Below are 23,367 nucleotides of genomic sequence, written 5' to 3'. Positions count from 1 at the left end.
TTACATTCCGAACCCGGAAGCTAAGCCTCACAGCGCCGATGGTACTGCAGGGGGGACCCTGTGGGAGAGTAGGACACCGCCGAACAAATTTTGAGAAAGAGCCCCAACTCCGGGTATATCCCGCGAGTTGGGGCTCTTTCGCGTTTCCGCGTCCTTTTCGGCCGGCCGCTAGAACGTCACCTCCGCCGTGTTCACGATCCCGCCCCGGCGGCCTGGGGCCCGCTGCCCCTCCCAGTACAGGTTGGTGTGGGCGATCACCTGGGCCGGGGCGGGAGCGCCGTACTCGGTCAGGTCCTCCGTGGTGTGGGCGTCGGCGACCAGCGTCGCGTCGTAGCCGCGGGCGATGGCTCCGTGCAGCGTCGAGCGGACGCACATGTCCGTCTGGGCGCCCGCGACGACGAGCAGGCCCACCTTCCGCTCGGCCAGCACGGCCTCCAGGTCGGTGTCCTCGAAGGAGTCCCGGTACGTCTTGTGGACCAGGGGCTCGTCGTCCTGGCGCTTCAGCTCCGGCACGTACTCCCAGGGCTCGGTGTCCCGGGGCAGTGACGCGTCGGAGTGCTGGACCCAGACGACCGGGACGTTCGCCGAGCGGGCCCTGCCGACCAGGGCGTCGATGTTGGCGATGACGCCGTCGCGGTCGTGGGCGTCCGCCACGACGCCGTTCTGGACGTCGATGATGAGCAGTGCGGTGTGAGGGCGATCGGTGAGCGTGGTCATGCGCCCACCGTAGGGGCCGCCACTGACAACCGGAGCCACGGGGGCTTATATGGGATGAGCCGTCGCCGGAGCGCCGCTACCGTGACGGCATGAGCATTCCGAGCGGCGAAGACCACGTCGTCCGTCCGATACGCCCCGGCGAGTGGGCCGCCATGAAGCAGCTCCGGCTGGACGCGCTGCGTGACCCGGCCGCGCCCATGGCGTTCCTCGAGACCTACGAGGACGCCGTGGGCCGGCCGGACTCGTTCTACCGGGAGCGGGCCCAGCGGTCCGCGGAAGAGCCCAGCGCGGCCCGGCAGTTCATCGCCGAGGCGCCGGACGGCACCTGGGCCGGTTCCGTCACCGTCCTCATCGAGGAGGCCGGCACCCAGGACTGGGCCGGGTATCCGGTGGAGTGCCGGCAGGGGCACGTGGTCGGGGTGTACGTACGGCCCGAACAGCGCGGGACCGGGCTGGTCAAGGCGCTGTTCGACGCCGGTGTCACCTGGGCCTGGGAGCGCGGTGCCGAGCGGGTACGGCTGCTGGTGCACGAGGCCAACGCCCGGGCCCAGGGTGCGTACCGCAAGGCCGGGTTCGTGCCGAGCGGCGTCTCCGTGTCCTTCGTGAAGGACGAGACCGAGAAGGAGCTGGAGTTCGTTCTCGACCGGCGGCCCTAGCGCGGCCCGGCCTGGACCGGCAGCTCCTGGTGCGGCCAGCGGGCCCGGGCCTGCTCGCGGGAGCGGAGCAGCGCGAGCGTGGGCAGGCCCTGCGCGGCTCCGCCGGCGAGCAGGTCGGGCAGTTGCGGCAGGGGCGCCACGGCCGCGACGTCGTCCAGGACCAGGGTCAGTGGTGGGTCGAGCCGACCGGAGGATGACCGTTCGGCCATGTGCCGGCCGCGCTCGACCACGCTGGAGACGAGGGCCGTCAGGAGGGGCATCGCGCCCGGGTTGGTCCTGGGGTCCTCGATGGATTCACCGACCACATAAAGCGTGCCCCCTTCGTGGACGAAGGAATCCAAGGCGAGGGCATCAGTTCGGTTTGGTGTGCAAGCCTCGCGGATGTTGACCGTGGAGAGGGCGGCCAGCGCCCGGCTGGTCAACTCCTGAGCCACGTCCCGGCGTTCCGGGTACGCGGTGAGGGCCGCCTCCAGCTCGCCGGCGGCGCCCGGAGCGGCCTTGGGGTGCGTCCGGAGGGTGCGTACGGCGTCCTGCACCTGGAGGCCCTGGGACCAGCGGTGGACGTGGCGGACGGTGCGGGACTCCAGGGCGGCGGCGTGCAGGTAGCTTCGCAGCAGCGTTATCGCGGTGTCGGTGACCGCCTGGTCGATCCTGGCGGTCGGCTGGACGGGGGCGAGGAGGGCCTTGGCCCGGTCCACGGCCGTCTGCTTGTCCTGGCAGCCGGCCGTCGGGGACCAGTGCAGCCGGGCCGGGGTGTCGCAGCGGTGGGCGGGGTCGTAGAGCAGGGTGGGGCCGAGCTTGGCCCGGGCGTCCTTGGTGTCCTGCCAGAGGGCCGGGTTCGAGGTGACGACGAGGGCGGGGCCCTCCGCGTCGCGGACGGCCTGCACCGCGGCCGTGTGGCGGCCCGCCGGTGGTCCGTAGAGCACCGCGGCCTCGGGGCGGTCGCTCTCCCAGCCGCCGGGCCGACCGGGGTCGGCGGGTACCCGCTCCACCGGCACCGCCGGCTGTGCGGCCTCCGTCTGCTCCAAGGGTGCCGTCTGCTCCGTCTGCTCCGTCTGCTCCACGGGCGCCGCCGCCGGTCCCGGCCGTGGCTCCGGCGCCGGCTGTGGCTCGGTGCGCGGCTCGGGGACCTCGTACGGCTGTGGCTGTGCGGCCGGTGCCACTGCCTGCCCTCGTCCCTGTGCCGCGCCCCGGTCGAACGCCCGGCGCACCCGGCCGGCACGCCACCGGGCGACCGTGCCCATCACGAACAGCGTCAGGACGAGGAGGATCATCAGCTGGCCGATGAGCAGGCCCCAGAACAGGCCCCAGCCGGAGAGCTGGGCGGTGGGGGTGTCCGGCCAGGCGCCGGCGAGGTCGTGCGGCCGGCCGATGAGGTGGCGCATCGCCAGCGGGGTGCGGGTGAAGGTGACGCCGTCGGGCCAGTCCCCCCGGGAGAACAGGCCCGACAGACCGGTGGCCGTCCACACCAGCACCGTCATGCCGACGAGGAAGGCGAGTATGCCGATCAGCAGGCCGTCGGGGATGCCGCCCTGCCCGGCCCGGCGGGGGTCGCGACGCTCGTCACGGCGGTCGTCCGGTCTCACGTGCCTTCTCCCCCTACGCCACCGTCGATTCGGAGTCGCCCAGGTGCTGCTCCACGAAGGCCGCCGCCCGTTGCTCGGCCTCCAGCTCGGCCGCGCGCAGGGCGTCGTCGGCTGCCAGGTCGCTGGAGGACTCGGTCATGGCGCGGTCGGTGAACACCAGCGGCCGTTCCGTCTCCGTGACCAGGTGCTTGACCACCTGCACGTTGCCGTTGACGTCCCAGACGGCGATGCCGGGGGTCAGGGTGGGAATGATCTCCACCGCCCAGCGCGGCAGGCCGAGGACCCGGCCGGTCGCTCTGGCCTCGTCCGCCTTCTGGGCGTAGATCGTCCTCGTCGAGGCCATCTTGAGGATCGCCGCCGCCTCCTTCGCGGCCGCTCCGTCCACCACATCCGACAGGTGGTGGACGACGGCGACGAAGGACAGGCCGAGGCGCCGGCCGAACTTCAGCAGCCGCTGGAACAGCTGGGCCACGAACGGGCTGTTGATGATGTGCCAGGCTTCCTCGACCAGGAAGATGCGCTTCTTGCGGTCGGGGCGGATCCAGGTGTGCTCCAGCCACACGCCGACGATCGCCATCAGGATCGGCATGGCGATGGAGTTGCGGTCGATGTGGGAGAGGTCGAAGACGATGAGCGGGGCGTCGAGGTCGATGCCGACCGTGGTGGGGCCGTCGAACATGCCCCGCAGGTCACCGTCGACCAACCGGTCGAGGACCAGGGCGACGTCGAGGCCCCAGGCCCGTACGTCGTCTATGGCGACGTTCATCGCCTCCGCCGACTCCGGTTCGGGGTGGCGCAGCTGCTCCACGATGTCGGTGAGCACCGGCTGGCGGTCCAGGATGGACTCGTTGACGAAGGAGTGGGCGACCTTGAGGGCGAAGCCCGAGCGCTCGTCCAGGCCGTGCCCCATCGCGACCTCGATGATGGTGCGCAGCAGGGCGAGCTGACCGGTGGTGGTGATCGACGGGTCCAGCGGGTTCAGGCGGATGCCGTGGTTCAGGGCGGCCGTCGGGTCGAGGCGGATGGGAGTTATCCCCAGCTCCTCCGCGATGAGGTTCCACTCGCCCACGCCGTCCTCGCCCTGGGCGTCCAGGACGACGACCTGGCGGTCCTTGAAGCGCAGCTGCCGCAGGACGTAGGTCTTCTCCAGCGCCGACTTGCCGTTGCCGGACTCGCCGAGGACCAGCCAGTGCGGGGCCGGGAGCTGCTGGCCGTAGAGCTGGAAGGGGTCGTAGATGTAGCCCTTCCCGGAGTAGACCTCGCGGCCGATGATGACGCCGGAGTCGCCGAGGCCGGGCGCGGCGGTGGGCAGGTAGACCGCCTGGGCCTGGCCGGTGGAGGTGCGCACCGGCAGCCGGGTCGTCTCGACCTTCCCGAACAGGAAGGACGTGAAGGCGTCCGTGAGGACGGACAGCGGGTCCCGCATCAGCGCATCAGCCCCTACCGTCGAATGCCGGTGGCGAAGGGAAGTGTGTTCACGAACGCCCGGTGGTGCTCGCGGTCGCACCACTCCAGCTTCAGGTACGACTTTCCGGCGGACGCCCTTATCGTCCGCTTGTCGCGGTTGAGGGACTCAGGGGAGCGGGAGGAGACGGTGATGTAGCCGACCAGGTTGACGCCGGCCGCGCCGCTGGCGAGGTCCTCGCCGCGCTGGTCGAGCCGGTTGTGGGCGGCGATGTCGCGCGGGTCGACGGTGCGGTTCATCTTGGCGGCGCGGGAGGCCTCGGCCTCGTCGTTGGTCTTCTCGGTCAGCATGCGTTCGATGGCTACCTCGGTGGGCTCCAGATCCATCGTGACGGCGACCGTTCGGATGACGTCCGGGGTGTGGACGAGCAGTGGTGCGAGGAAGTTGACGCCGACGGGGGTCATCGGCCACTCCTTGACCCAGGCGGTGGCGTGGCACCAGGGGGCGCGGGTGGCGGACTCGCGGGTCTTGGCCTGGAGGTAGGTGGGCTCCATGGCGTCCAGCTCGGCCGGCCAGGCGTTGCGCTTGCTCATCGCCTGGATGTGGTCGATGGGGTGGTCGGGGTCGTACATGGAGTGGATGAGGGAGGCCAGCCTGCCCTGCCCGAGGGGCTGGCGGACGCGGATGTCGGCCTCCTGGAGGCGCGAGCAGATGTCGGTCAGCTCGCGGGCCATGACCACGGCGAGACCGGCGTCCCGGTCCAGCTTGCGCCCGGACTGCGGCCGGGCGGCCCGTGCCATGGCCTGGGCCTCGGCGGCCAGTTCGCGGGTGTAGTGCATGCAGGCGACGAGGTAGGCGCGGTGCTGCTCGCTGCTGGTGGAGACCATGGACTGGAGCTGGTCGTAGGACTCGGACAGCCAGTACGGGGCCTTGTCGTCGCCGCGGACGGCGACGTCCTTGGCGTGGGCGTCGGGGTCGGCGGGCAGGGTGCGGGCGAGCATCTGCAGCCGGGTGACGAACCCGTCCCCGTTGGCGACGTGCTTGAGCAGGGTGCCGAAGCGGTCGACGAGGGTTTCCTGGTCCTCGGAGTCGCGCAGACCGACGCCGGGTCCCTCGATCTCGATGCAGGCGGTGACCGTCCTGCGGTCGGCGTGCAGCAGTACGGCGATCTCGTCGGGGCCGAAGGGCGCGGCGAGCCAGTTGATCCTGCCGATGCCCGGCGGCGGGCCGATCTCCACCTCCCGCCCGTCGAGCCGGGTGCCGGCCTCCATAACGGTGGAGCGGTAGGCGGCGCCGCGCTTGACGGTGCGCTTGTAGGAGCGGTTGACCTCGAACCACTTGTAGAAGGTGCGGCGCTTGTACGGCACGTAGACCGCGGCGAGCGCGAGCAGCGGGAAGCCCGTCAGCAGCACGATGCGCAGGGACAGGACCGGGACGAGGAGGCCGCACATCATGCCGAGGAACGCGCCGGCGACGATCAGCGCGATCTCTCCGGACTCACGGTTCCTGCCGATGATCGCGTTCGGCCGGGCGCGGCCGATCAGATACGTACGGCGGGGCGTGACCGGATGGGACAGGTGGGACTCGGTCGTCAACGCCCTTCACCTCCCGAGCGGTTGCTGTTGCGGGTGTTACTGGCGTGCGGGGTGTTGGCCGGGCTGGACGCGCGCGGCGCGGGTGCGGCGGAGGGGACCGCTCCACCGCCGCCCTGGGAGCCGCGGCTGCTGTGCGCCGCGACGCCGCCGGAGGCGGGGTTGGCGGGGCGGGCGGCACTGGAGCCGCCGCCCCCTCCGTTGTTGTCGGCGCGGGAGCTGTGGGTCTTGATGCCCTGGGCGACCAGGGTGGCCGGCGAGCTGATGACGGCGGCGGCCTTGCTCTCGGCGCCTTGCATCATGCGGTTGTTGCGGGAGCCGGCGATCTCGTCGCCGAAGCCGGGTACGAAGCGGTAGATCATCGCGCTGGCGAAGATGGCGAGCAGGATGATGGCGAGGCCGGAGACGACGGCGGAGAAGGCGTCCGGGCCGCTGTCGCCGGAGAGCGCGCCCGCGAGGCCGAGCACGATGACGATCACCGGTTTGACCAGGATGACGGCGATCATGATGCCGGCCCAGCGGCGGACGTGGCCCCACAGGTTCTTGTCCACGAGGCCGGCGTAGACGACGGTGCCGAGGAGGGCGCCGACGTAGAGCAGGGCGGCGCGGATGACCAGTTCGAGCCAGAGGACGCCGGCGGCGAGGATGCTGACCAGGGAGACGACGATCAGCATGATCGGTCCGCCGCCGATGTCGTTGCCTTTGCCGAGGGCGCCGGAGAAGGTGCCGAAGAACGTGTTCGTCTGGTCGCCGGTCGCCTTGGCGAGGACGTCCGTGACGCCGTCCGTCGCGGAGACGACGGTGTAGAGGATCAGCGGGGTGAAGGCGGAGGCGAGCACGGTCAGCCAGAGGAAGCCGACGGCCTCGGAGATGGCGGTGGTGAGGGGGACCCCGCGGACGGCCCGCTTGGCGACGGCCAGCAGCCACAGCAGGAGCGTGAGGATCGTGGACGCGGCGAACACGACGGCGTACTGCTGGAGGAACTTGGTGTTCGTGAAGTCGACGTTCGCGGTCTCCTTCACGGCGTCGCTGAGCTTCCCGATGGTCCAGGAGGCGGCGTCGGCACAGCCCTTGGCCAGGGAGGCGAGGGGGTCGAGCGTGGAGCCGAGGGGATTGTCGGGGGAGAGGCTGGAGGAGCCGCCGCTCTTGGATCCGTTGTCCTTCTCGCAGAACTGGCGTGCGGCACCGTGGATCAGGTCGCAGGGGTCGTTGCTCTTCGACGGCGAGGGTGTGGGCGCGGCCAGGGCCCGTGTGGCCGTGAGGACCGCTGCCGTCTGGACGGCCGTGACGGCGGCTGCCAGGGTGAGTACGCGCCGGTTAGCGGGCATAGGTGAACCCTCCGTACTCTTCGACGGCCTTCGACATCTCGTCCGAGCTGGAGGCCTTGTCGTCGCCGGGGACGGGCGCCGGGCCTTCTTTCTGGGAGTGCGTGATGATCTTCCAGTCGTTCGCGGTCCACTCGAGTTTCATCGTGATGGTGAACCAGCTGTTGGTGACCGGGTTGGTGGACTTGTCGCCTGCGAGTCCGAGGAGTCCGCTGCACCAGACCTCGACCGTGGCGGTGTCATTGGTCGCCTCGGTGACCTTGGTGCCGATCGGGCTCGTGCGTGAGACGAACGTGTAGCCCTGCGGGGCCGCGCCGTCCTTGCTCAAGCCGAGGCTCTGGTTGAAGGCGGGTGTGTACGCCTTGTCCATCGCCGCGACCGAACTCGTGACGTGCGAGGGAGACATGACGGCCTGCAGGACGAAGTCACGGCTGGCCTTGTTGAACATCTCGGCGGAACCCAGCGCCACCGCGTAGTTAGCGGCAGCGCTCTGTGCGCCCTGTTCCGTGTGGGCGAAGCCCGAGGGGATCGTGGCTGTCTTTGTCTGGACCGGGCGGGTCCCGCTCGCCCCCGTCGCCGCGGCCTTCGGCTGGTCCTTCTTGGGGGAGTCGCCCGACGAGGAGTCGTCCCCCCGGTTCGCGAAGGCGATCGCGGCGATGAGCAGGACGACCACGCCGACCACCGTGACCAGGCCCCGGGAGGAGGAGCGGCCGGTTCTGCGGGGCGCGCCGCCGTAGGGGTCACCGCCGGGCAGGCGGGTGCGGGTCTGGCCCGTCTCGGTGTACCCCTGCTCGTCTGTGGGACTCATGCCGCGTACGCCCCCTCCACGTCGTAGACATACGACGGTAGCCGTGCTGGTTCCCGCGCGGGCGCGGTGTGGTGACTCGACATCAGGGAAACGCAACCTCAGCCGGTGGGCACGACGGGTGGGTGGGTGGAGGGGGACGGCCGGGCGCGCCCGGGGCGGCAGGGGGGGTCAGACCGCCATGCCGTACACGATCGTGAACAGGGTGCCCAGTGATCCGATGATGAAGACCCCGGTGAGGCCGGCGATGATCAGGCCCTTGCCCTGTTCCGCGCTGAAGGTGTCCCGCAGGGCGGTGGCGCCGATCCGCTGTTTGGCCGCGCCCCAGACCGCGATGCCGAGGCAGAGCAGGATGGCGACGGCCATCACCACCTCGATCATCACCTTGGCCTCGTTGCCCAGGCTGCCGAACGGGCCCCAGTCCGGAGCGATCCCGCCGATGATGGTGTTGATGTCTCCCTTGTCGGCTGCAAAGAGCATGTAAGTCACCGCCCCTGGTGGGTAGTTCCACGTGGCCCCTGCGGTGTGCAGAGGTCAGGCCTCATTCTCGCCGACAACCCGGCTGTCGTATGTCGACTTGACGTCATTGACTGGCGGGTTTCGTACGAATGACCCGTACGGTCACTCTGTGTATCACGGCAGGTCACGCCGGGCAACGAGGTCGGTGCGGAACCTGTGGTGTGGTTCCGTCGTTGACCTTCTTCGGCCTTCTTCACGGCCTGGGGCGATATTTCCGAGGGCCGGTCGGGTGAGGTGTCGAGACGATGTTCTCACGGCCGGGGGTGACGGCCGGGGCCGCTCCGGGGGACGGCGCGGTGCTGCGCGGGCCCGGCGGCCGTCGGGATGGTTCTCAGGAAAATCTCAGTGAAGTCGGGACGGGATTCTCACCTTCGTGGGGGAAAGTGACGCCTGATGAAGCGCTTCGCACGCATCTGGCCCCCCTCGCGGCCCGCCCTGGGCTGCGCGGTCATCACGCTCGCCCTGACCTCCGCGTCCGTGGCCTCGGCCGACGACGGGCCCGGGCCGTTCGGGGTCACCGCCGAGACGGCCATGACGCGGCACACCGTCCGGGTCGGCGCGCTGTTCGGAGCGGACCGGGCCGACCGGCTGTCCGGCGGGCACTTCTGCACCGCCTCCGTCGTCCACAGCCCCGGGCGCGACCTGATCGTCACCGCCGCGCACTGCGTCGACGGCAACGACGGCGACCTGGTCTTCGCGCCGGGGTACCGGGACGGGCAGGCGCCCTACGGGGTGTGGAAGGTCGGCAGGCGGTTCCTGCCCGACGGGTGGGCCAAGGGGCAGGACGAGGACAGCGACATCGCCTTCGCGACGGTCGGGGAGCTGGACGGGCGGCGGGTGGAGGACGTGGTCGGCGGGAACAGGTTCGCCCCCGGCACGGCCACCGGAGCCACCGCCGTGACCGTCACCGGCTACCCGGACGCCCGCGAGGTGCCGATCAGCTGCACCAACAAGCCGGTCCCGCACAGTGACACCCAGCAGCGGATCGACTGTCCCGAGTTCACCGGCGGCACCAGCGGCAGCCCGTGGGTGAACGGCGACCGGCAGGTCGTCGGCGTGCTCGGCGGGCACGAGCAGGGCGGCTCCACCGCGGACACCTCGTACAGCGTGGTGCTCGGCAAGGAGGCCGCCGAGCTGTACAAGGACGCCACGGCCCGCTCCTGAACCCGGCTCCCGCCAGGGCGGGACGTTCCCTTGGCCGAAGGACGCCCACTGCTCCGAACGGGTGATTGGCCGGCGCCCCGACGGGACAGATTCCGACCAGCGCCGGATGCGGCCGGCTCCGGGACCGGCGGCCGTAGACTGACCCCGGCGTACTCCCGGGCGGTGAGGGGCGGTTGACGGTGCGTAAGGCATGGATCGCGGTTGCCGCCGCCGTCGGCGGTGCGCTCGCGTTCGTGATGCTGCTCGTCGTGGGTGTGTACGTCGTCGCCGGGAACCTGGTCAACAGCGTCACCACGGGCAGCCGCGGGCTCGCCAAGGGAGCCGTGCCGGCCGCCTACAAGCCGCTCGTGCAGCGGTGGGGCAACCTGTGCCCGGCGCTCAGCCCGGCCCTGCTCGCCGCGCAGTTGTACCAGGAGAGCGGCTGGAACCCGACCGTCGTCAGCCCCGCCGACGCGCGCGGCATCGCCCAGTTCATCCCCGGCACCTGGGCGACCCACGGCATCGACGGCAACGGCGACGGCAAGCGGGACATCTGGGACCCCGCCGACGCGATCCCGTCGGCCGCCTCGTACGACTGCGAACTGGCCAAGTACGTCAAGGACGTTCCGGGGAACGTCTCCGACAACATGCTCGCGGCCTACAACGCGGGTGCCTACCGGGTCATCAGGTCCGGCGGGGTGCCGGGCATCAGCGAGACGCAGAACTACGTCAAGCGGATCCGCAGTCTGGAGAAGTCCTTCGCCGCGCCGGTCCGCCGGCTCGACCCCACCCGGCAGGCGGCGGGCGCCATCGCCTTCGCGCAGAGCAAGCTCGGCACGCCCTACCTCTGGGGCGGCAACGGCACCGCCGACCAGGGCGGGCGCTTCGACTGCTCGGGCCTGACCAAGGCCGCTTACGACAAGGTGGGCATCGGCCTGCCCCGGGTCGCCAACGACCAGTACAACGCGGGCGCGCACCCCTCGCGCGATCAACTGCTCCCCGGTGACCTGGTGTTCTTCTCCGACGACCTCACCGACTCGCGGGCCATCCGGCACGTGGGGATCTACGTGGGGGGCGGCTACATGATCGACGCGCCGCGCTCGGGTGCGGTGATCCGCTTCGACCCGGTGGACACCCCCGACTACTTCGGCGCCACACGGGTCACCGAAGATGGCGCGAAAGCACTCCCCACCGCGGTGTGAACCGAGCGTGAACCCACCCCCTGAGCTGGGGTGATGAGTCTCTCTTCGATAACGTCTGCGTGATCATTCGGTGGAGAGTGGAACGTATCAAGGGGGCCTGTGCGTTCCTGTTGACGTAGCCGAGCGGACGTCAGTGCGCCAGTGCAGCGGAAGCGGATCTACGACCCACGGGGGGCCAGGAGCGGCGCACATGAGGTGCGTCCGGGAAGACGACGAAGGGGCCGCAGCACCATGGCTGTACTCGCCGAATCCGGATCGAACCCCGACGTCGGCCTGCTCTACGACATCAACGGCCTGGCCAAGGACGCGCCGCACTGGTTCGACCGGGTCATGGAGTTCGTGGGTGAGTACGGGCTGCTGGCCGCGATGGTGCTCCTGGTGCTGTGGTGCTGGTGGTCGGTGCGCCGCCGGGGCGGTGAGGACGCCGCGTCCTCCGTGGCCGCCCTGGTGTGGGCGCCGCTCGCCGCCGGCCTCGCGGTGCTGGTGAACGTCCCGATCCGCGGCTTCGTCGAACGGCCGCGCCCGTTCGTCGACCACCGGGGCCTGGACGTCCTCGTCTCCGGCAAGACCGACTTCTCCTTCGTCAGCGACCACGCCACCATCACCATGGCGCTCGGCGTGGGCCTCTTCGTCGCCCACCGCCGCTTCGGGCTCGCGGGCATAGGGCTGGCGCTGCTGGAGGGCTTCTGCCGGGTCTACATGGGCGTGCACTACCCGACCGACGTCGTCGGCGGCTTCGCCCTCGGCACGGCCGTCGCCCTGCTGCTGTCCCCGCTCGCCATGGCCCTGCTGACCCCGCTGACGAAGGCCGTGGAGCGCTCGCCGCGGGCCGGCCGGCTGATCCGCGCCCGGACCTCCCCCGACGAGCAGGACAACCCCCTCCTGCCGGGCACCCGCGAACCGGCGAAGTCGGAAAAGGACCTGGCCGCCTAGCCCCGCAGGCTTCCGCCTCGCCGACCCGCCCCGACGCCCTAGGCGGGCGCTGGGCCCCGGCACATCCCGGTTCGCGAGCGCTGCGCATCGGCAGGCACCGCCCCGTGGGCGCTGAGCTTCCGCGGAGCCTGTCTTGCGGGCGCTGAGCCTCCGCGGGACCCCATCGCGGGCCCCGCGCCTCCGAAAGGCATGTTCCGCGACCTTTGCGCCCCGGGGCCGCTCCCTCAGGGGCCCCGGCGCGCTACGCCCCCCTAGGCCTAACAGTTGCGCGGCCCCGCTGAGCAGGCCCTGCGTCCGCCAGGCCATTCCGCTGCCCCGGCGGCCCGCTCGGCAGGCTCTGCGCTTCCGCAAGGTCCGGCCCGTGCGGCCCGCGCCTACGTGAAGCCCGTTCCGTCGACCTGCGCCTGCGCCGAGCCCGCTGACGGCGGTCCCTGCGCCCCCCGGGCCGTTCCGCGGGGACCTCTGCCTACAGCCCCTGCTTGTAGGAGAAGAAGCGCTGCGGGTCGTACTGCTTCTTCACCTTGGTCAGGCGGGTGGTCGCGTCTCCGTAGTACGCCTTGCGCCAGTCCGTCAGGGTCGGGTCCGTGTAGTTCTGGTAGGCCGCGCCGGAGGCGTACGGCTTCATCGCGGCGTGGGCCGAGGTCAGCCAGGTCTGGGCCGTGCCGCCGGAGGCGCCCGCGCCCCAGGAGGCGATGTACTGCGCCAGCATCCGGGAGCGGCGGTGGACGAACGCCGTGGCCGTGGGGGAGACGCGGTTGACGGCGCCGCCCAGGGCGGTGAACGCGATGCTGCCCCCGCCGCCCCGGACCGCGCCGATCTGCCGGAGCAGGGTCTGCACGCCCGCCGAGGACAGGGAGCGGTCGAAGAAGTCGGAGCGGGCCGCGTAGGTCTCCCGGCCCAGGGCGCCCTGGGGGGAGCGGCCCGGGGTGGAGCCCGGCAGGTGGCACTGGGCGTCCGCGGAGAAGGAGGAGCAGCCGGCGTAGATCTCCATCGCCTCCTCGTAGCCGCGCCGCCGCAGGGTCACGGACCGGGCGTCGGCGCCAGCCTTGTGGGCCAGCCGGTCCACCGCGTTCTGCAGTTCGCCGTAGGTGCCCAGGGAGAAGCAGGCGACGGAGACGCTCGGCGTGCCGCCCGGCGTGTTCGACAGGTGCAGCGAGGACCAGATCTCGTCCGGCTGGGTCGGCCCCCACTCCTGCCAGGCCTTGAACACCGCCGCCGCCTTCGACCAGGACCAGGTCAGGTAGGCGGTCACCGCCTGCGGCGCCGGGTGGGTGCGGAACTGCAGCTCGGTGACCACGCCGAAGTTGCCGTTGCCGGCGCCGCGCAGCGCCCAGAAGAGGTCGGAGTGGGAGGTGGCGTTCGCGGTGACCTGGGTGCCGTCGGCGGTGATCACGGTCGCCTGGGTGAGGCTGTCGCAGGTCAGGCCGTAGGCGCGGGAGGCGACGCCGTGGCCGCCGCCGAGGACCAGGCCGGAGACGCCGACCGTGGGGCAGGAGCCCGCCGGTATGGTCACGCCCTTCGCGCCCAGCGCCCGGTAGACGTCGATCAGCTTGGAGCCGGCGCCCACCACCGCCTGCCCGCCGCTCACCCGGACCCGGTTCAGCTTGGACACGTCGAGGATCAGGCGGTCGTCGCCCGAGGAGTAGCCGGCGTAGGAGTGGCCGCCGTTGCGTATCGCCACGCGTATCCCGTGGGAGTGGGCGTACGCCAGGGTGGTGCGGATGTCGTCGGGGTGGGCGACGTAGGCGACCGCGGCCGGCTTCAGGCCGTCGAAGCGGGTGTTGTAGAGCTGGTGGGCGGTCTTCCAGGAAGCGTCACCGGGGCGTATCAGCGGGCCGTCGAGGTCCCGGGCCAGGGCGGTCCAGTTCGCGGCGGCGGCCTGAGTGGTGGTCTTCAGGGCCGTGACCGACGATGTAGACGACGCAGCCGATGCGGACTGGTGCGCCGGGCGGCCGGCGGAGGTGCCCGTGCCAGAACTGCAACCGGTCAGCGCGGTCGCCGCCAGCGCGGCCGCGCCGCCCGAGATGAACGTACGCCGTTCCATGTCTGTCGCCCTTCCTCGGCTCTCCTGGAACGAGACGACGCCATGCGCACAAGGGTTCCCTCGGACAGGGCCGCGAACGTCGAAGACGCGTTCGCGTGTGGCTCGCCGTCGGAACCTTCGCGTGCCCTCCCCGTGAGCATTCCGTGACCTCACCGAGGCGACGGCAGGGGTTCACCCGTCGTTCACTTCCGGCCATCGGCGGCTTCACCTGTTCTGCCTAATTTCGGCCGTGCACGGTGCGGAGTGCGGCCATACGAGCGCTCGCGCACTCACTCCCTCGCACGCCGCCCACCGCGGCGGCTCCTGGAAGGAACTCCCGAAAGTGAAGCTTCAGCGCAAGAACCGGCTGCGCGCCCTTTCCCTCGGTGCGATCGCGGTCTCCGGCGCCCTGGCCCTGACGGCGTGCGGCTCGGACGACAACGGCAGCAACGACGCGGGCGGCAAGTCGACGGCCTCGGCCAACGCCGGCTCGGTCAAGTGCGACAACGCCAAGGGCCAGCTGCTCGCCGACGGCTCCTCCGCGCAGAAGAACGCGATCGACGCCTGGGTCAAGACCTTCTCCCAGGCCTGCGGCGTGCAGATCAACTACAAGGGCGGTGGCTCCGGCGCCGGCGTGACCGCGTTCACGCAGGGCCAGGTCGCCTTCGCCGGTTCCGACTCCGCGCTGAAGCCGGAAGAGGTCGCCGCCTCCAAGAAGGTCTGCAACGGCGGCCAGGGCATCGACCTCCCGATGGTCGGCGGCCCGATCGCCCTCGGCTACAACGTCCCGGGTGTCGACAACCTGGTCCTGGACGCCCCGACCCTTGCGAAGATCTTCGACAGCAAGATCACCAAGTGGAACGACCCGGCGATCGCCAAGCTGAACAAGGGCGTCAAGCTGCCCGACCTCAAGATCCAGGCGTTCCACCGCTCGGACGAGTCCGGCACCACGGACAACTTCACCAAGTACCTGATCGCCACCACCCCGAACAACTGGAAGTACTCCGGCGGCAAGGCCTGGCAGGCCAAGGGCGGCCAGTCCGCTCCGCAGTCCGCGGGTGTGGCCCAGCAGGTCAAGCAGACCTCCGGCGCCATCGGCTACTTCGAGCTGTCCTACGTCAAGGACGGCATCAAGGCCGTCTCCATCGACACCGGTGCCAGCAAGCCCGTCGCGCCGAGCACCGAGAGCGCCACCGCCGACATCGCGGCCGCCAAGGTCGTCGGCACCGGCAAGGACCTGACGCTGCAGCTCGACTACAAGACCAAGGCCGAGGGCGCCTACCCGATCACCCTGGTCACGTACGAGATCGTCTGCGACAAGGGCAACAAGGCGGACACCCTGCCCGCCACCAAGGCCTTCCTCCGCTACATCGCGAGCGAGGACGGCCAGAAGGTCCTGTCGGGCATCGACTACGCGCCCGTCCCCGACGAGATCATCGCCAAGGTCCGCACCACCATCGAGGGCCTGAGCTGACCTGATCCGAGAGTGCGGCCCGGTCCACACGGACTTCCCGAGGACCGGGCCGCACCGTCCGGTGCACCGCCGCCAAGAGCCGCACACCCCTCGTGGGCGCACGGCTCAGCAGACCGGAGAACCCGATGGACATATCGACGAAAACAACCGACGCATCTCCCCCCGCCCCGCGTCCTACCGAGACCGAGGCGAAGCGCGCCGCCCGCGGCGCCACCCGGCCCGGTGACCGGATCTTCCTCGGTCTGACCCGCGGCTCGGGCATCCTGCTTCTGGTGATCATGGCCGCGATCGCGGTCTTCCTCACCTACCGTGCCTCCCTCGCGATCAGCAAGGACCACGGCAACTTCCTGACCACCTTCGAGTGGAACACCAACCTCCTGCCGCCGACCTTCGGCATCGCGGTCCTGGCGTTCGGCACGATCGTCTCCTCGGTCGTCGCCATGCTGCTCGCGGTCCCGGTCGCGGTCGCCATCGCGCTGTTCATCACGCACTACGCGCCGCGCCGGCTCGCCGGTCCGGTCGCCTACGTGATCGACCTGCTCGCCGCCGTGCCGTCCATCGTGTACGGCCTGTGGGGCGCGCTGGTGCTCGTCCCGCACATGAACGGCCTCTTCGGCTGGCTCAACGACTTCTTCGGCTGGACCGGCCTCTTCTCCTGGGACGAGGGCGCCCCGCGCTCGATGCTCACCGTGGGCATCCTGCTCGCGATCATGATCCTGCCGATCATCACGAACGTGAGCCGCGAGGTGTTCCGCCAGGTCCCGCGCATGCACGAGGAGGCGGCCCTGGCCCTCGGCGCCACGCGCTGGGAGGTCATCCGCATGTCCGTGCTGCCCTTCGGCCGCTCCGGCGTGATCTCCGCCTCGATGCTCGGCCTCGGCCGCGCGCTGGGCGAGACGATGGCCGTGGCCACGGTGCTCTCCCCGTCCTTCGACATCCAGGCCAGCCTGCTCAACCCGGGCGGCGGCACGTTCGCGCAGAACATCGCCAGCAAGTTCAGCGAGGCGACCGAGTTCGGCCGGGACGCGCTGATCGCGTCCGGTCTGGTCCTGTTCGTCATCACCCTGCTGGTCAACGGCGCGGCCCGGCTGATCATCGCCCGCCGCGCGGAGTACTCGGGGGCCAACGCATGAGCACCGCAGCCGTCAGCCACAAGCGCCACAGCACCCTGCGCGGCGCCAGCCTGCCCAAGTGGTCGCCCTGGGCGATCGCCGCCGGCTCCGTCGCCCTCGGCATCGGCGTCTCGTTCGCCGCCGGACTGCACAGCAGCGTCCAGTGGGGTCTGATCGCCGCGGTCCTGTTCATCCTCGGCACGTACGTGATCGCCGCGCGCGTCGAGGGCCGCAGGCAGGCCAAGGACCGCATCATGACCAGCCTGGTCTGGGTCGCCTTCGTGGTCGCCGTGGTGCCGCTGGTCTCCCTGATCTGGGTGACCGTCGCACGCGGTGTGAAGGTCCTGAACCTCTACTTCCTGACCCACTCGATGGGTGTCGTCGCCGACACCGAGCCCGGCGGTGGCATCTACCACGCCATCATCGGCAGCCTGGAGCAGGTCGGCCTCGCCACCCTGATCGGCGCCCCGATCGGCGTGCTCACCGCGATCTACCTGGTGGAGTACGGGCGGGGCAAGCTCGCCAAGGCGGTCACCTTCTTCGTCGACGTCATGACGGGCATCCCGTCGATCGTCGCGGGTCTGTTCATCCTCAGCCTGATGCTCATCTTCAAGATGCAGCCGTTCGGCTTCGCCGGTTCGCTGGCCCTGGCCATCCTGATGATGCCGGTCGTCGTGCGCTCCACCGAGGAGATGCTCAAGCTCGTCCCGAACGAGCTGCGCGAGGCGTCCCTGGCCCTCGGTGTGCCGAAGTGGCGCACGATCCTCAAGGTGGTCCTGCCGACCTCGATCGGCGGCATCACCACCGGCATCATGCTGGCGGTCGCCCGTATCGCCGGTGAGACCGCGCCGGTGCTGCTGCTGGTCTTCGGCAACCCGTTCATCAACAACAACCCCTTCGAGGGGGCGCAGGCGTCGCTGCCGCTGTACATCTACCAGCAGTTCGCGAACAGCGCGGGTAGCGGTGCGGCGTACGACCGGGCGTGGGCGGCCTCGCTCGCGCTGATCGCCTTCGTGATGATCCTCAACCTGGTGGCCCGCGGCATCGCCCGCTGGAAGGCCCCGAAGACCGGTCGCTAAGCGATTAGCGGCTACCGGCCGATGGCGGCCACACAGCGACCGAGCTTGAATTTCTGGAAGTGAAGTAGACATGGCCAAGCGAATCGACGTAAGCGGGCTCACCGCCTACTACGGATCCCACAAGGCGATCGAGGACATCTCGATGTCCGTCGAGCCGCGCTCGGTGACGGCGTTCATCGGCCCGTCCGGCTGCGGCAAGTCGACGTTCCTGCGCACGCTGAACCGCATGCACGAGGTCACCCCCGGTGGCCGTGTCGAGGGCAAGGTGCTTCTCGACGACGAGGACCTGTACGGCTCGGGCATCGACCCGGTGTCGGTGCGCCGCGAGGTCGGCATGGTCTTCCAGCGCCCGAACCCCTTCCCCACCATGTCGATCTTCGACAACGTGGCGGCGGGCCTGCGCCTGAACGGCAACTACAGGAAGAACGAGCTGAACGACATCGTCGAGAAGTCGCTCAAGGGCGCGAACCTCTGGAACGAGGTGAAGGACCGCCTGAACAAGCCGGGCTCCGGTCTGTCCGGCGGCCAGCAGCAGCGTCTGTGCATCGCGCGGGCGATCGCCGTCGAGCCGGACGTCCTGCTCATGGACGAGCCCTGCTCGGCCCTCGACCCGATCTCCACGCTCGCCATCGAGGACCTGATCGGTGAGCTGAAGGAGCGGTTCACGATCGTCATCGTGACGCACAACATGCAGCAGGCGGCGCGCGTCTCGGACCGCACGGCGTTCTTCAACCTGGCCGCCGTGGGCCAGCCGGGCCGGCTGATCGAGATCGACGACACCGAGCGGATCTTCTCCAACCCGTCGGTGCAGGCCACGGAGGACTACATCTCCGGCCGCTTCGGCTGATCCCCAGACCCCTCGCGGTGCTGCATGGCGGTGCCACCGCGAGGACGCAGAAGGGCCCGCCCCCGGCTCCCGGGGGCGGGCCCAGCGCGTTGCGGGCACCGGTGTCGGGGGCGGGCCCCCGGGCGGCGCCTACAGAATCGTCAGGTTGATGATCCCGAAGGCCGCGGCGGCCACCAGGGCGGCCGCCGGCATGGTGATGAACCAGCCGAGGACGATGTTCTTGGCGACGCCCCAGCGGACGGCGTTCACCCGCTTCGTCGCGCCCACGCCCATGATCGCCGAGGTGATCACATGGGTGGTCGAGATCGGCGCCTTGAAGAGGTACGCCGTCGTGAACATGATCGACGCGCCGGTGGTCTCGGCGGCGAAGCCCTGCGGCGGGTCCAGCTCGATGATCTTGCGGCCCAGGGTGCGCATGATGCGCCACCCGCCCGCGTAGGTGCCCAGCGACAGCATCGCGGCACAGACGATCTTCACCCACACCGGGATCGGATCGCTGAACGACTGATGGCCGGAAATGACCAGTGCCATCACCACGACGCCCATCGTCTTCTGGGCGTCCTGGAGGCCGTGGCCGAGCGCCATGCCGGCCGCCGAGACGGTCTGCGCGATGCGGAAGCCGCGCTTGGCCTTGTGCGGGTTGGCCCTGCGGAACAGCCAGAGGATCGCCGTCATGACGAGGTAGCCGATGATCAGGCCGACCACCGGCGACAGGAACATCGGGATGATGACCTTGTCGACGACGCCGTTCCACAGGACCTCGGTGCCGCCCGCGAGCGCGGCGCCGACCAGGCCGCCGAACAGGGCGTGCGAGGACGAGGAGGGCAGCCCGAAGTACCAGGTGATCAGGTTCCAGACGATCGCGCCGATCAGGGCCGCGAAGAGGATGCCCATCCCCGTCGAGCCCTTGGGTGTGGCGATCAGGCCCTCGCTGACGGTCTTGGCGACCCCGGAGCCCAGGAAGGCGCCCGCGAGGTTCATCACCGCGGCCATGGCGAGCGCCGCACGGGGGGTCAGGGCCCGCGTCGACACCGAGGTGGCGATGGCGTTGGCGGAGTCGTGGAAGCCGTTCGTGTACGTGAAGAAGAGCGCGACCGCGATGGTCACGACCAGGGCGAAGGTGTCCATCGACGCCTCAGGACTCCTTGACGGCGATGGTCTCCACCGTGTTCGCCACGTGCTCGAACGCGTCCGCGGCCTCTTCCAGCACGTCCACGATCTGCTTGAGCTTCAGCACCTCGATCGCGTCGTACTTGCCGTTGAAGAGCTGCGCCAGCAGCTTGCGGTGGATCTGGTCCGCCTGGTTCTCCAGACGGTTCACCTCGATCCAGTACTCGGTCAGGTTGTCCATCGTGCGGAGGTTCGGCATGGCCTCCGCCGTCAGCTCCGCGGCCCGGGCCAGGACCTCGATCTGCTGCTCGACGCCCTTGGGGAGCTCCTCGACGTTGTAGAGGACGACGAGGTCGACGGCCTCCTCCATGAAGTCCATGATGTCGTCGAGTGAGCCGGCGAGGGCGTAGATGTCCTCGCGGTCGAACGGCGTGATGAAGGAGGAGTTCAGCTGGTGGAAGATCGCGTGCGTGGCGTCGTCACCGGCGTGTTCCGCTGCCCGCATACGCTCTGCGATCTCGGCCCGGGCGGAGGAGTCCGCCCCAAGCAGTTCCATCAGGAGTTTCGAGCCGGTGACGATGTTGTCCGCGGAAGCGGCGAACATGTCGTAGAAGCTCGTCTCCCTGGGGGTCAGACGAAAGCGCACGTGGGGTCCTCGGGGTGCTTCGGTTTCGGTCAGGGTGATGCTAGGCGCATCATCCGGCCACGGCTATCGGGCCGCCCTCCAGTGTCGCCCATCGGGCACGACGATCATCAGGGGGGCGTACCAAGGCCCCTCTACCCCGCAGAATTCGTTACCATATACCCACCAGGGGTATGTATCCGAAGTTCGTCCCGAAACGGAGGCCCGCGATGACGACGACCGAGGCCGGCGCCACGCACGGTTACCACAAGCAGAAGGACGAGCACCTCAAGCGACTGCGCCGGATCGAGGGCCAGATCCGCGGCCTGCAGCGCATGGTCGACGAGGACACCTACTGCATCGACATACTCACCCAGGTGTCCGCCTCCACCAAGGCCCTGCAGTCCTTCGCCCTGCAACTGCTGGAGGAGCACCTGCGGCACTGCGTGGCCGACGCGGCCCTCAGGGGCGGGGACGAGATCGACGCCAAGGTGGACGAGGCCACGAAGGCCATCGGCCGGCTGCTGCGGACCTGAGCCGCCGGACCTGAGCCGCCCGACCCGGGATTTTCACACCTCGGCGGACTTCCGCTCCTCGGCCACCCGCAGCACCTCGTCGATGCTCTCCAGGCTGAGCCGCTCCTCGGCGGCCGAGGCGGCGATGATCAGCTCGCCGCACAGCTCGATCTCGGCGAGGGCCACGTGGTCCTGGACTGCCGTACCGCCGACCCCAGCCACGCGCGTCACCTCTTCTCCGCCGACACCGACTTCCTAGAGTAGGCAGGGCTCTACACACCGCGCATGGCACGGACGGGCTAGTCCCAGGGAGGCGTCCCGGACTAGTGCACCGGCCGGTTCCCGGCCCCGCTCTCCGCGATCCGGCCCGCGTAGATGTCCCGTGGGCTGGGCAGACGCACGTCCACGGCGGCGCCGAAGTCGTACAGCAGGGTCGTCGAGGCGACCGCGACCGGCGTCTTCTCCCGGCCGTTGACGAAGCTGAAGTGCTGCCGCAGCTTGCGCACGCGTCCCTGGTCGTCCAGATAGGCGTCGAACGGGACAGCGGGTGTGGCGAACCCTTTCGCCGCCGCCCGCAAGGGCTCCCGGTCGTCCGCCGAGGCGGCCGCGGCCGCGCGGGACAGGTCCGCCGTGCCCCGGTAGTGCCGCACCTCGATCCCGCCGACCTCCTCGCGCCCCAGGTACGTCGCCGTGCGCGTCCCGCGCAGCACCTCCGCCGCCGCGTACGGGTCCGTCACCCCGCCGGTGACCAGATTGCCGTCGGACAGGGAGGCGGTCTCCACCCGTACCCACTTGTCGGCGGGCACGCCCGCGCCCCGGTTCTTCATGAACAGTGCTCCCGGTGCCAGCAGTTCTGTGATGGGACGGTGCTCGGGGGTGCCGGCGGGATCCTCGGGCAGCACGACGGTCAGCTGCCCGAGCCGGCGCCGGTAGTCGTAGACGCCCTTGCCGCGGATGGTGACCCGGGTGCCGCCGGTCGCCATCTCCATGGAGGTGCTGGCCTTCGAGCTGCCCGCCTCGCGCAGGGCGCCCGCGGCCTGCCGCAGGACGGCCACCGGGTCACCGCCCGCGCCGCCCACCCCCTCGGCCGCCGCTCCCCTGCCGGAGCATCCCGTGGCGCCCGCCGCGAGCCCGGCCGTGATCGCCAGGATCTCCACCGCGACGACCGTTCTGCCCGACCGCCTGTGCTGCCGCCGATCCATCGCCTGCCTACCCCCAGCCGGTACGCCGTCACGGGCCCCCTGTCGTTCCGGTTAACGACCGGTAGGGAGTGCCGTCACGCACTGCACCAGGTCGGGGGAAGGGCATACAAACCTTTGACCGGGGTGTCGGTAACGTTGTCGCCGTGGCGCAGCAGGAGGGCCCGGAGCGGGCTCCGCAGGGGCAGGACCATCTCACGACGACGATCGAGCAGGGCCGCTTCTGTGTGGCCCGCTGTGGCTGCGGCTGGCGTGGACCGGCCCGCCGGGCGCGCAGCCAGGCCAGAACCGACGCCGAGGCCCATACGGCGGGCCTCTGAGGCGCGCCCTGCGGGCGGTTCCCGCGCGGCTATCCGCGTTCGGCCGGCCGGTCCAGGGCGTCCACGAGGTCGCGGTCGCGGGGCTGGGTCAGCCGGTCGCGGGCCGCGGCGGGGGAGAGCCACAGGACGCGGTCGACCTCGTCGTTCGGCGCGAAGCGGCCGTCGACCGCCTCGGCCGCCCAGTAACGCACCTGCTTGGGGCGGCCGTTGGCCAGGTAGCGCATGGTCGGCAGCTCGTTGCCCGGCACGGCCGTGTAGCCGGTCTCCTCCGCGACCTCGCGCAGCGCGCCGGCGAGCGAGTCCTCGCCCCGCTTCAGCTTGCCCTTCGGGTGGGACCAGTCGTCGTACTTGGGCCGGTGGACCAGGCAGACCTGCAGGCCGCCGTCCACCGGCGAGCGGCGCCACAGCACGCAGCCCGCCGCCTGGACCGTGGTGTCGTTCACACCGCCTCCTCGGGGGGTGGGGATCAGGACGCGCCGACCGCCTGCTTCTGCCACGCCTGCTGGAAGGCGAACCTGGCCGCCTCCACCTCGTGCCGCTGGTCGGCGTGGAGCACACCCAGGGCGTACGCCGTCGCCGGCGTGATGCGGGGCGTACGGGCCGCCTGCGCCGCCGCGCTCGCCGCCTCCGACGCGTCCCGGTGCCGGTTCAGCGCGAGCCCCGCGGCCGGCAGTCCCGCCACGTCCGCCGGGGCCCCGCCGCCGGCCAGCACCTCCCGGGCGTAGCGGTGCAGGCGCAGCAGCAGGCGCACCTGGTGCCAGGGGGCGTCCTGCGGGTGCGGGGCCGGGTCCGGGGAGAGGCCGTGGACCAGGGCCTCCGCGTTGTAGGGGTGGCCGGCGGTGAGCAGCGGCAGGGCGGCCACGGAGTCCGTCAGGCGTTCCTCCGCCGCGGCGGCGAGGGGGCGCAGGCGGGTGGCGGGGGCGGTGGGCGTCAGGGGTACCTCGCTGGCGAGTAAGGCGACCTTGTCGGCGACCGCGTGGAAGCGGGAGGAGCCGAGGGCCTGCAGCGCCGTGGAGTGGGCCCGGGTCCTGGCCAGGGTGAGCTGGCGCTCCAGCAGCGCGCCCGCCTTCGCCGCGCCGACCGTCAGGTTGCCGCGGTCCGGCGCGGGTGCCGGGCGGGCGGGGCCCGCGGTGTCCTGCGGTGCCTCCGCCAGGCCCGCCTGCGCCCTCCCGGGGGTGCGCTG

The 23,367-nt window shown here is 70.7% G+C and carries 24 protein-coding genes and 1 rRNA gene; 11 read left to right on the top strand and 14 right to left on the bottom strand.

What is annotated here, in order from left to right:
- Positions 1–85: ribosomal RNA gene (gene rrf, locus PV343_RS39080) — 5S ribosomal RNA — on the top strand; the annotation flags it as partial.
- A gap of 83 nt (positions 86–168) precedes the next feature.
- On the opposite strand, the gene PV343_RS39075 is transcribed toward rrf, so the two are convergent.
- Entirely contained in the window at positions 169–717 is a 549-nt protein-coding gene (locus PV343_RS39075) for a cysteine hydrolase family protein (RefSeq protein WP_319151800.1), read from the bottom strand.
- A gap of 89 nt (positions 718–806) precedes the next feature.
- Here PV343_RS39075 and PV343_RS39070 point away from each other — a divergent pair, with 89 nt between their 5' ends.
- Entirely contained in the window at positions 807–1,373 is a 567-nt protein-coding gene (locus PV343_RS39070) for a GNAT family N-acetyltransferase (RefSeq protein WP_319151799.1), read from the top strand.
- On the opposite strand, the gene PV343_RS39065 is transcribed toward PV343_RS39070, so the two are convergent.
- The 6 genes from PV343_RS39065 to PV343_RS39040 form a co-directional block, all read right to left on the bottom strand.
- Positions 1,370–2,959, bottom strand: coding sequence for a type VI secretion protein (locus PV343_RS39065; RefSeq protein WP_319151798.1), 1,590 nt, complete (start codon positions 2,957–2,959; stop codon positions 1,370–1,372). The genes PV343_RS39070 and PV343_RS39065 overlap by 4 nt on opposite strands.
- Before the next feature lie 13 nt (positions 2,960–2,972).
- Entirely contained in the window at positions 2,973–4,385 is a 1,413-nt protein-coding gene (locus PV343_RS39060) for an ATP-binding protein (RefSeq protein WP_319151797.1), read from the bottom strand.
- Between the two features lie 14 nt (positions 4,386–4,399).
- Complete coding sequence (locus PV343_RS39055; protein WP_319151796.1) at positions 4,400–5,959, bottom strand: SCO6880 family protein; 1,560 nt, start codon at positions 5,957–5,959, stop codon at positions 4,400–4,402.
- Positions 5,956–7,284 carry a hypothetical protein gene (locus tag PV343_RS39050; protein ID WP_319151795.1) on the bottom strand — a complete coding sequence of 443 codons (1,329 nt, stop codon included), beginning with the start codon at positions 7,282–7,284 and terminating at the stop codon, positions 5,956–5,958. The genes PV343_RS39055 and PV343_RS39050 overlap by 4 nt, the downstream gene beginning before the upstream one ends.
- Positions 7,274–8,089, bottom strand: a complete 816-nt coding sequence (locus tag PV343_RS39045; RefSeq protein WP_319151794.1) for a hypothetical protein — start codon at positions 8,087–8,089, stop codon at positions 7,274–7,276. The genes PV343_RS39050 and PV343_RS39045 overlap by 11 nt, the downstream gene beginning before the upstream one ends.
- Before the next feature lie 168 nt (positions 8,090–8,257).
- Complete coding sequence (locus PV343_RS39040; protein ID WP_014673544.1) at positions 8,258–8,566, bottom strand: hypothetical protein; 309 nt, start codon at positions 8,564–8,566, stop codon at positions 8,258–8,260.
- 432 nt (positions 8,567–8,998) lie between these two features.
- Here PV343_RS39040 and PV343_RS39035 point away from each other — a divergent pair, with 432 nt between their 5' ends.
- The 3 genes from PV343_RS39035 to PV343_RS39025 all read left to right on the top strand — a co-directional run bounded on the left by PV343_RS39035 (position 8,999) and on the right by PV343_RS39025 (position 11,883).
- Positions 8,999–9,769, top strand: coding sequence for a trypsin-like serine peptidase (locus PV343_RS39035; RefSeq protein ID WP_319151793.1), 771 nt, complete (start codon positions 8,999–9,001; stop codon positions 9,767–9,769).
- Positions 9,770–9,963: 194 nt separating this feature from the next.
- The gene (locus tag PV343_RS39030) at positions 9,964–10,950 is read left to right on the top strand and encodes a bifunctional lytic transglycosylase/C40 family peptidase (RefSeq protein WP_319151801.1); all 987 of its coding nucleotides are present in this window, start codon (positions 9,964–9,966) and stop codon (positions 10,948–10,950) included.
- A 231-nt stretch (positions 10,951–11,181) separates the two neighbouring features.
- Positions 11,182–11,883 (top strand): phosphatase PAP2 family protein, encoded by a 702-nt coding sequence (locus PV343_RS39025; RefSeq protein WP_319151792.1) that lies wholly within the window; start codon positions 11,182–11,184, stop codon positions 11,881–11,883.
- 466 nt (positions 11,884–12,349) lie between these two features.
- Here PV343_RS39025 and PV343_RS39020 read toward each other — a convergent pair whose 3' ends face one another.
- Complete coding sequence (locus PV343_RS39020; protein ID WP_319151791.1) at positions 12,350–13,927, bottom strand: FAD-binding oxidoreductase; 1,578 nt, start codon at positions 13,925–13,927, stop codon at positions 12,350–12,352.
- Between the two features lie 322 nt (positions 13,928–14,249).
- On the opposite strand from PV343_RS39020, the gene pstS reads away from it, so the two are divergent.
- From pstS to pstB, 4 genes are all read left to right on the top strand, one after another.
- Positions 14,250–15,380: a phosphate ABC transporter substrate-binding protein PstS gene (pstS, locus tag PV343_RS39015; protein WP_319151790.1), complete on the top strand. Its 1,131-nt coding sequence runs from the start codon at positions 14,250–14,252 to the stop codon at positions 15,378–15,380.
- Positions 15,381–15,505: 125 nt separating this feature from the next.
- Complete coding sequence (gene pstC / locus PV343_RS39010; protein ID WP_319151789.1) at positions 15,506–16,513, top strand: phosphate ABC transporter permease subunit PstC; 1,008 nt, start codon at positions 15,506–15,508, stop codon at positions 16,511–16,513.
- Positions 16,510–17,571 (top strand): phosphate ABC transporter permease PstA, encoded by a 1,062-nt coding sequence (gene pstA / locus PV343_RS39005; RefSeq protein WP_319151788.1) that lies wholly within the window; start codon positions 16,510–16,512, stop codon positions 17,569–17,571. The genes pstC and pstA overlap by 4 nt, the downstream gene beginning before the upstream one ends.
- A 70-nt stretch (positions 17,572–17,641) precedes the next feature.
- Positions 17,642–18,418 carry a phosphate ABC transporter ATP-binding protein PstB gene (pstB, locus tag PV343_RS39000; protein WP_319151787.1) on the top strand — a complete coding sequence of 259 codons (777 nt, stop codon included), beginning with the start codon at positions 17,642–17,644 and terminating at the stop codon, positions 18,416–18,418.
- 129 nt (positions 18,419–18,547) lie between these two features.
- Here the strand turns inward: pstB and PV343_RS38995 are convergent, their stop codons facing one another.
- Positions 18,548–19,546, bottom strand: a complete 999-nt coding sequence (locus tag PV343_RS38995; RefSeq protein WP_319151786.1) for an inorganic phosphate transporter — start codon at positions 19,544–19,546, stop codon at positions 18,548–18,550.
- A gap of 7 nt (positions 19,547–19,553) precedes the next feature.
- The gene (locus PV343_RS38990; RefSeq protein ID WP_319151785.1) at positions 19,554–20,174 is read right to left on the bottom strand and encodes a DUF47 domain-containing protein; all 621 of its coding nucleotides are present in this window, start codon (positions 20,172–20,174) and stop codon (positions 19,554–19,556) included.
- A 206-nt stretch (positions 20,175–20,380) separates the two neighbouring features.
- Between PV343_RS38990 and PV343_RS38985 the strand changes: the two genes are divergently transcribed.
- Positions 20,381–20,686 carry a metal-sensitive transcriptional regulator gene (locus PV343_RS38985; protein ID WP_317444165.1) on the top strand — a complete coding sequence of 102 codons (306 nt, stop codon included), beginning with the start codon at positions 20,381–20,383 and terminating at the stop codon, positions 20,684–20,686.
- Between the two features lie 33 nt (positions 20,687–20,719).
- Here PV343_RS38985 and PV343_RS38980 read toward each other — a convergent pair whose 3' ends face one another.
- Positions 20,720–20,887 carry a hypothetical protein gene (locus tag PV343_RS38980; protein ID WP_319151784.1) on the bottom strand — a complete coding sequence of 56 codons (168 nt, stop codon included), beginning with the start codon at positions 20,885–20,887 and terminating at the stop codon, positions 20,720–20,722.
- A gap of 101 nt (positions 20,888–20,988) precedes the next feature.
- A complete protein-coding gene (locus PV343_RS38975) occupies positions 20,989–21,867 on the bottom strand; it encodes a hypothetical protein (RefSeq protein WP_319151783.1) in 879 nt (292 codons plus the stop codon).
- A 143-nt stretch (positions 21,868–22,010) separates the two neighbouring features.
- Between PV343_RS38975 and PV343_RS38970 the strand changes: the two genes are divergently transcribed.
- Positions 22,011–22,184, top strand: coding sequence for a hypothetical protein (locus PV343_RS38970; RefSeq protein ID WP_319151782.1), 174 nt, complete (start codon positions 22,011–22,013; stop codon positions 22,182–22,184).
- 29 nt (positions 22,185–22,213) lie between these two features.
- Here the strand turns inward: PV343_RS38970 and PV343_RS38965 are convergent, their stop codons facing one another.
- Positions 22,214–22,627: an NUDIX hydrolase gene (locus PV343_RS38965; RefSeq protein WP_319151781.1), complete on the bottom strand. Its 414-nt coding sequence runs from the start codon at positions 22,625–22,627 to the stop codon at positions 22,214–22,216.
- 23 nt (positions 22,628–22,650) lie between these two features.
- Positions 22,651–23,367 (bottom strand): CHAD domain-containing protein (locus PV343_RS38960; RefSeq protein WP_319151780.1); only part of this gene is annotated, 717 nt, incomplete at its 5' end.

Origin of the sequence: Streptomyces sp. WI03-4A (assembly GCF_033792105.1) — a bacterium.
GTDB classification, from domain to species: Bacteria; Actinomycetota; Actinomycetes; order Streptomycetales; family Streptomycetaceae; genus Streptomyces; species Streptomyces collinus_A.
This window is presented reverse-complemented; position numbering and strand designations above follow the sequence as displayed.

Excerpts from the sequence above, each read along its gene's own strand:
- PV343_RS39075 (WP_319151800.1), bottom strand. The coding sequence starts at position 717 with ATGACCACGCTCACCGATCGCCCTCACACCGCACTGCTCATCATCGAC.
- PV343_RS39070 (WP_319151799.1), top strand. The coding sequence starts at position 807 with ATGAGCATTCCGAGCGGCGAAGACCACGTCGTCCGTCCGATACGCCCC.
- PV343_RS39060 (WP_319151797.1), bottom strand. The coding sequence starts at position 4,385 with ATGCGGGACCCGCTGTCCGTCCTCACGGACGCCTTCACGTCCTTCCTG.
- PV343_RS39050 (WP_319151795.1), bottom strand. The coding sequence starts at position 7,284 with ATGCCCGCTAACCGGCGCGTACTCACCCTGGCAGCCGCCGTCACGGCC.
- PV343_RS39045 (WP_319151794.1), bottom strand. The coding sequence starts at position 8,089 with ATGAGTCCCACAGACGAGCAGGGGTACACCGAGACGGGCCAGACCCGC.
- PV343_RS39040 (WP_014673544.1), bottom strand. The coding sequence starts at position 8,566 with ATGCTCTTTGCAGCCGACAAGGGAGACATCAACACCATCATCGGCGGG.
- PV343_RS39035 (WP_319151793.1), top strand. The coding sequence starts at position 8,999 with ATGAAGCGCTTCGCACGCATCTGGCCCCCCTCGCGGCCCGCCCTGGGC.
- PV343_RS39025 (WP_319151792.1), top strand. The coding sequence starts at position 11,182 with ATGGCTGTACTCGCCGAATCCGGATCGAACCCCGACGTCGGCCTGCTC.
- PV343_RS39020 (WP_319151791.1), bottom strand. The coding sequence starts at position 13,927 with ATGGAACGGCGTACGTTCATCTCGGGCGGCGCGGCCGCGCTGGCGGCG.
- pstC (WP_319151789.1), top strand. The coding sequence starts at position 15,506 with ATGGACATATCGACGAAAACAACCGACGCATCTCCCCCCGCCCCGCGT.
- pstA (WP_319151788.1), top strand. The coding sequence starts at position 16,510 with ATGAGCACCGCAGCCGTCAGCCACAAGCGCCACAGCACCCTGCGCGGC.
- pstB (WP_319151787.1), top strand. The coding sequence starts at position 17,642 with ATGGCCAAGCGAATCGACGTAAGCGGGCTCACCGCCTACTACGGATCC.
- PV343_RS38995 (WP_319151786.1), bottom strand. The coding sequence starts at position 19,546 with ATGGACACCTTCGCCCTGGTCGTGACCATCGCGGTCGCGCTCTTCTTC.
- PV343_RS38985 (WP_317444165.1), top strand. The coding sequence starts at position 20,381 with ATGACGACGACCGAGGCCGGCGCCACGCACGGTTACCACAAGCAGAAG.
- PV343_RS38975 (WP_319151783.1), bottom strand. The coding sequence starts at position 21,867 with ATGGATCGGCGGCAGCACAGGCGGTCGGGCAGAACGGTCGTCGCGGTG.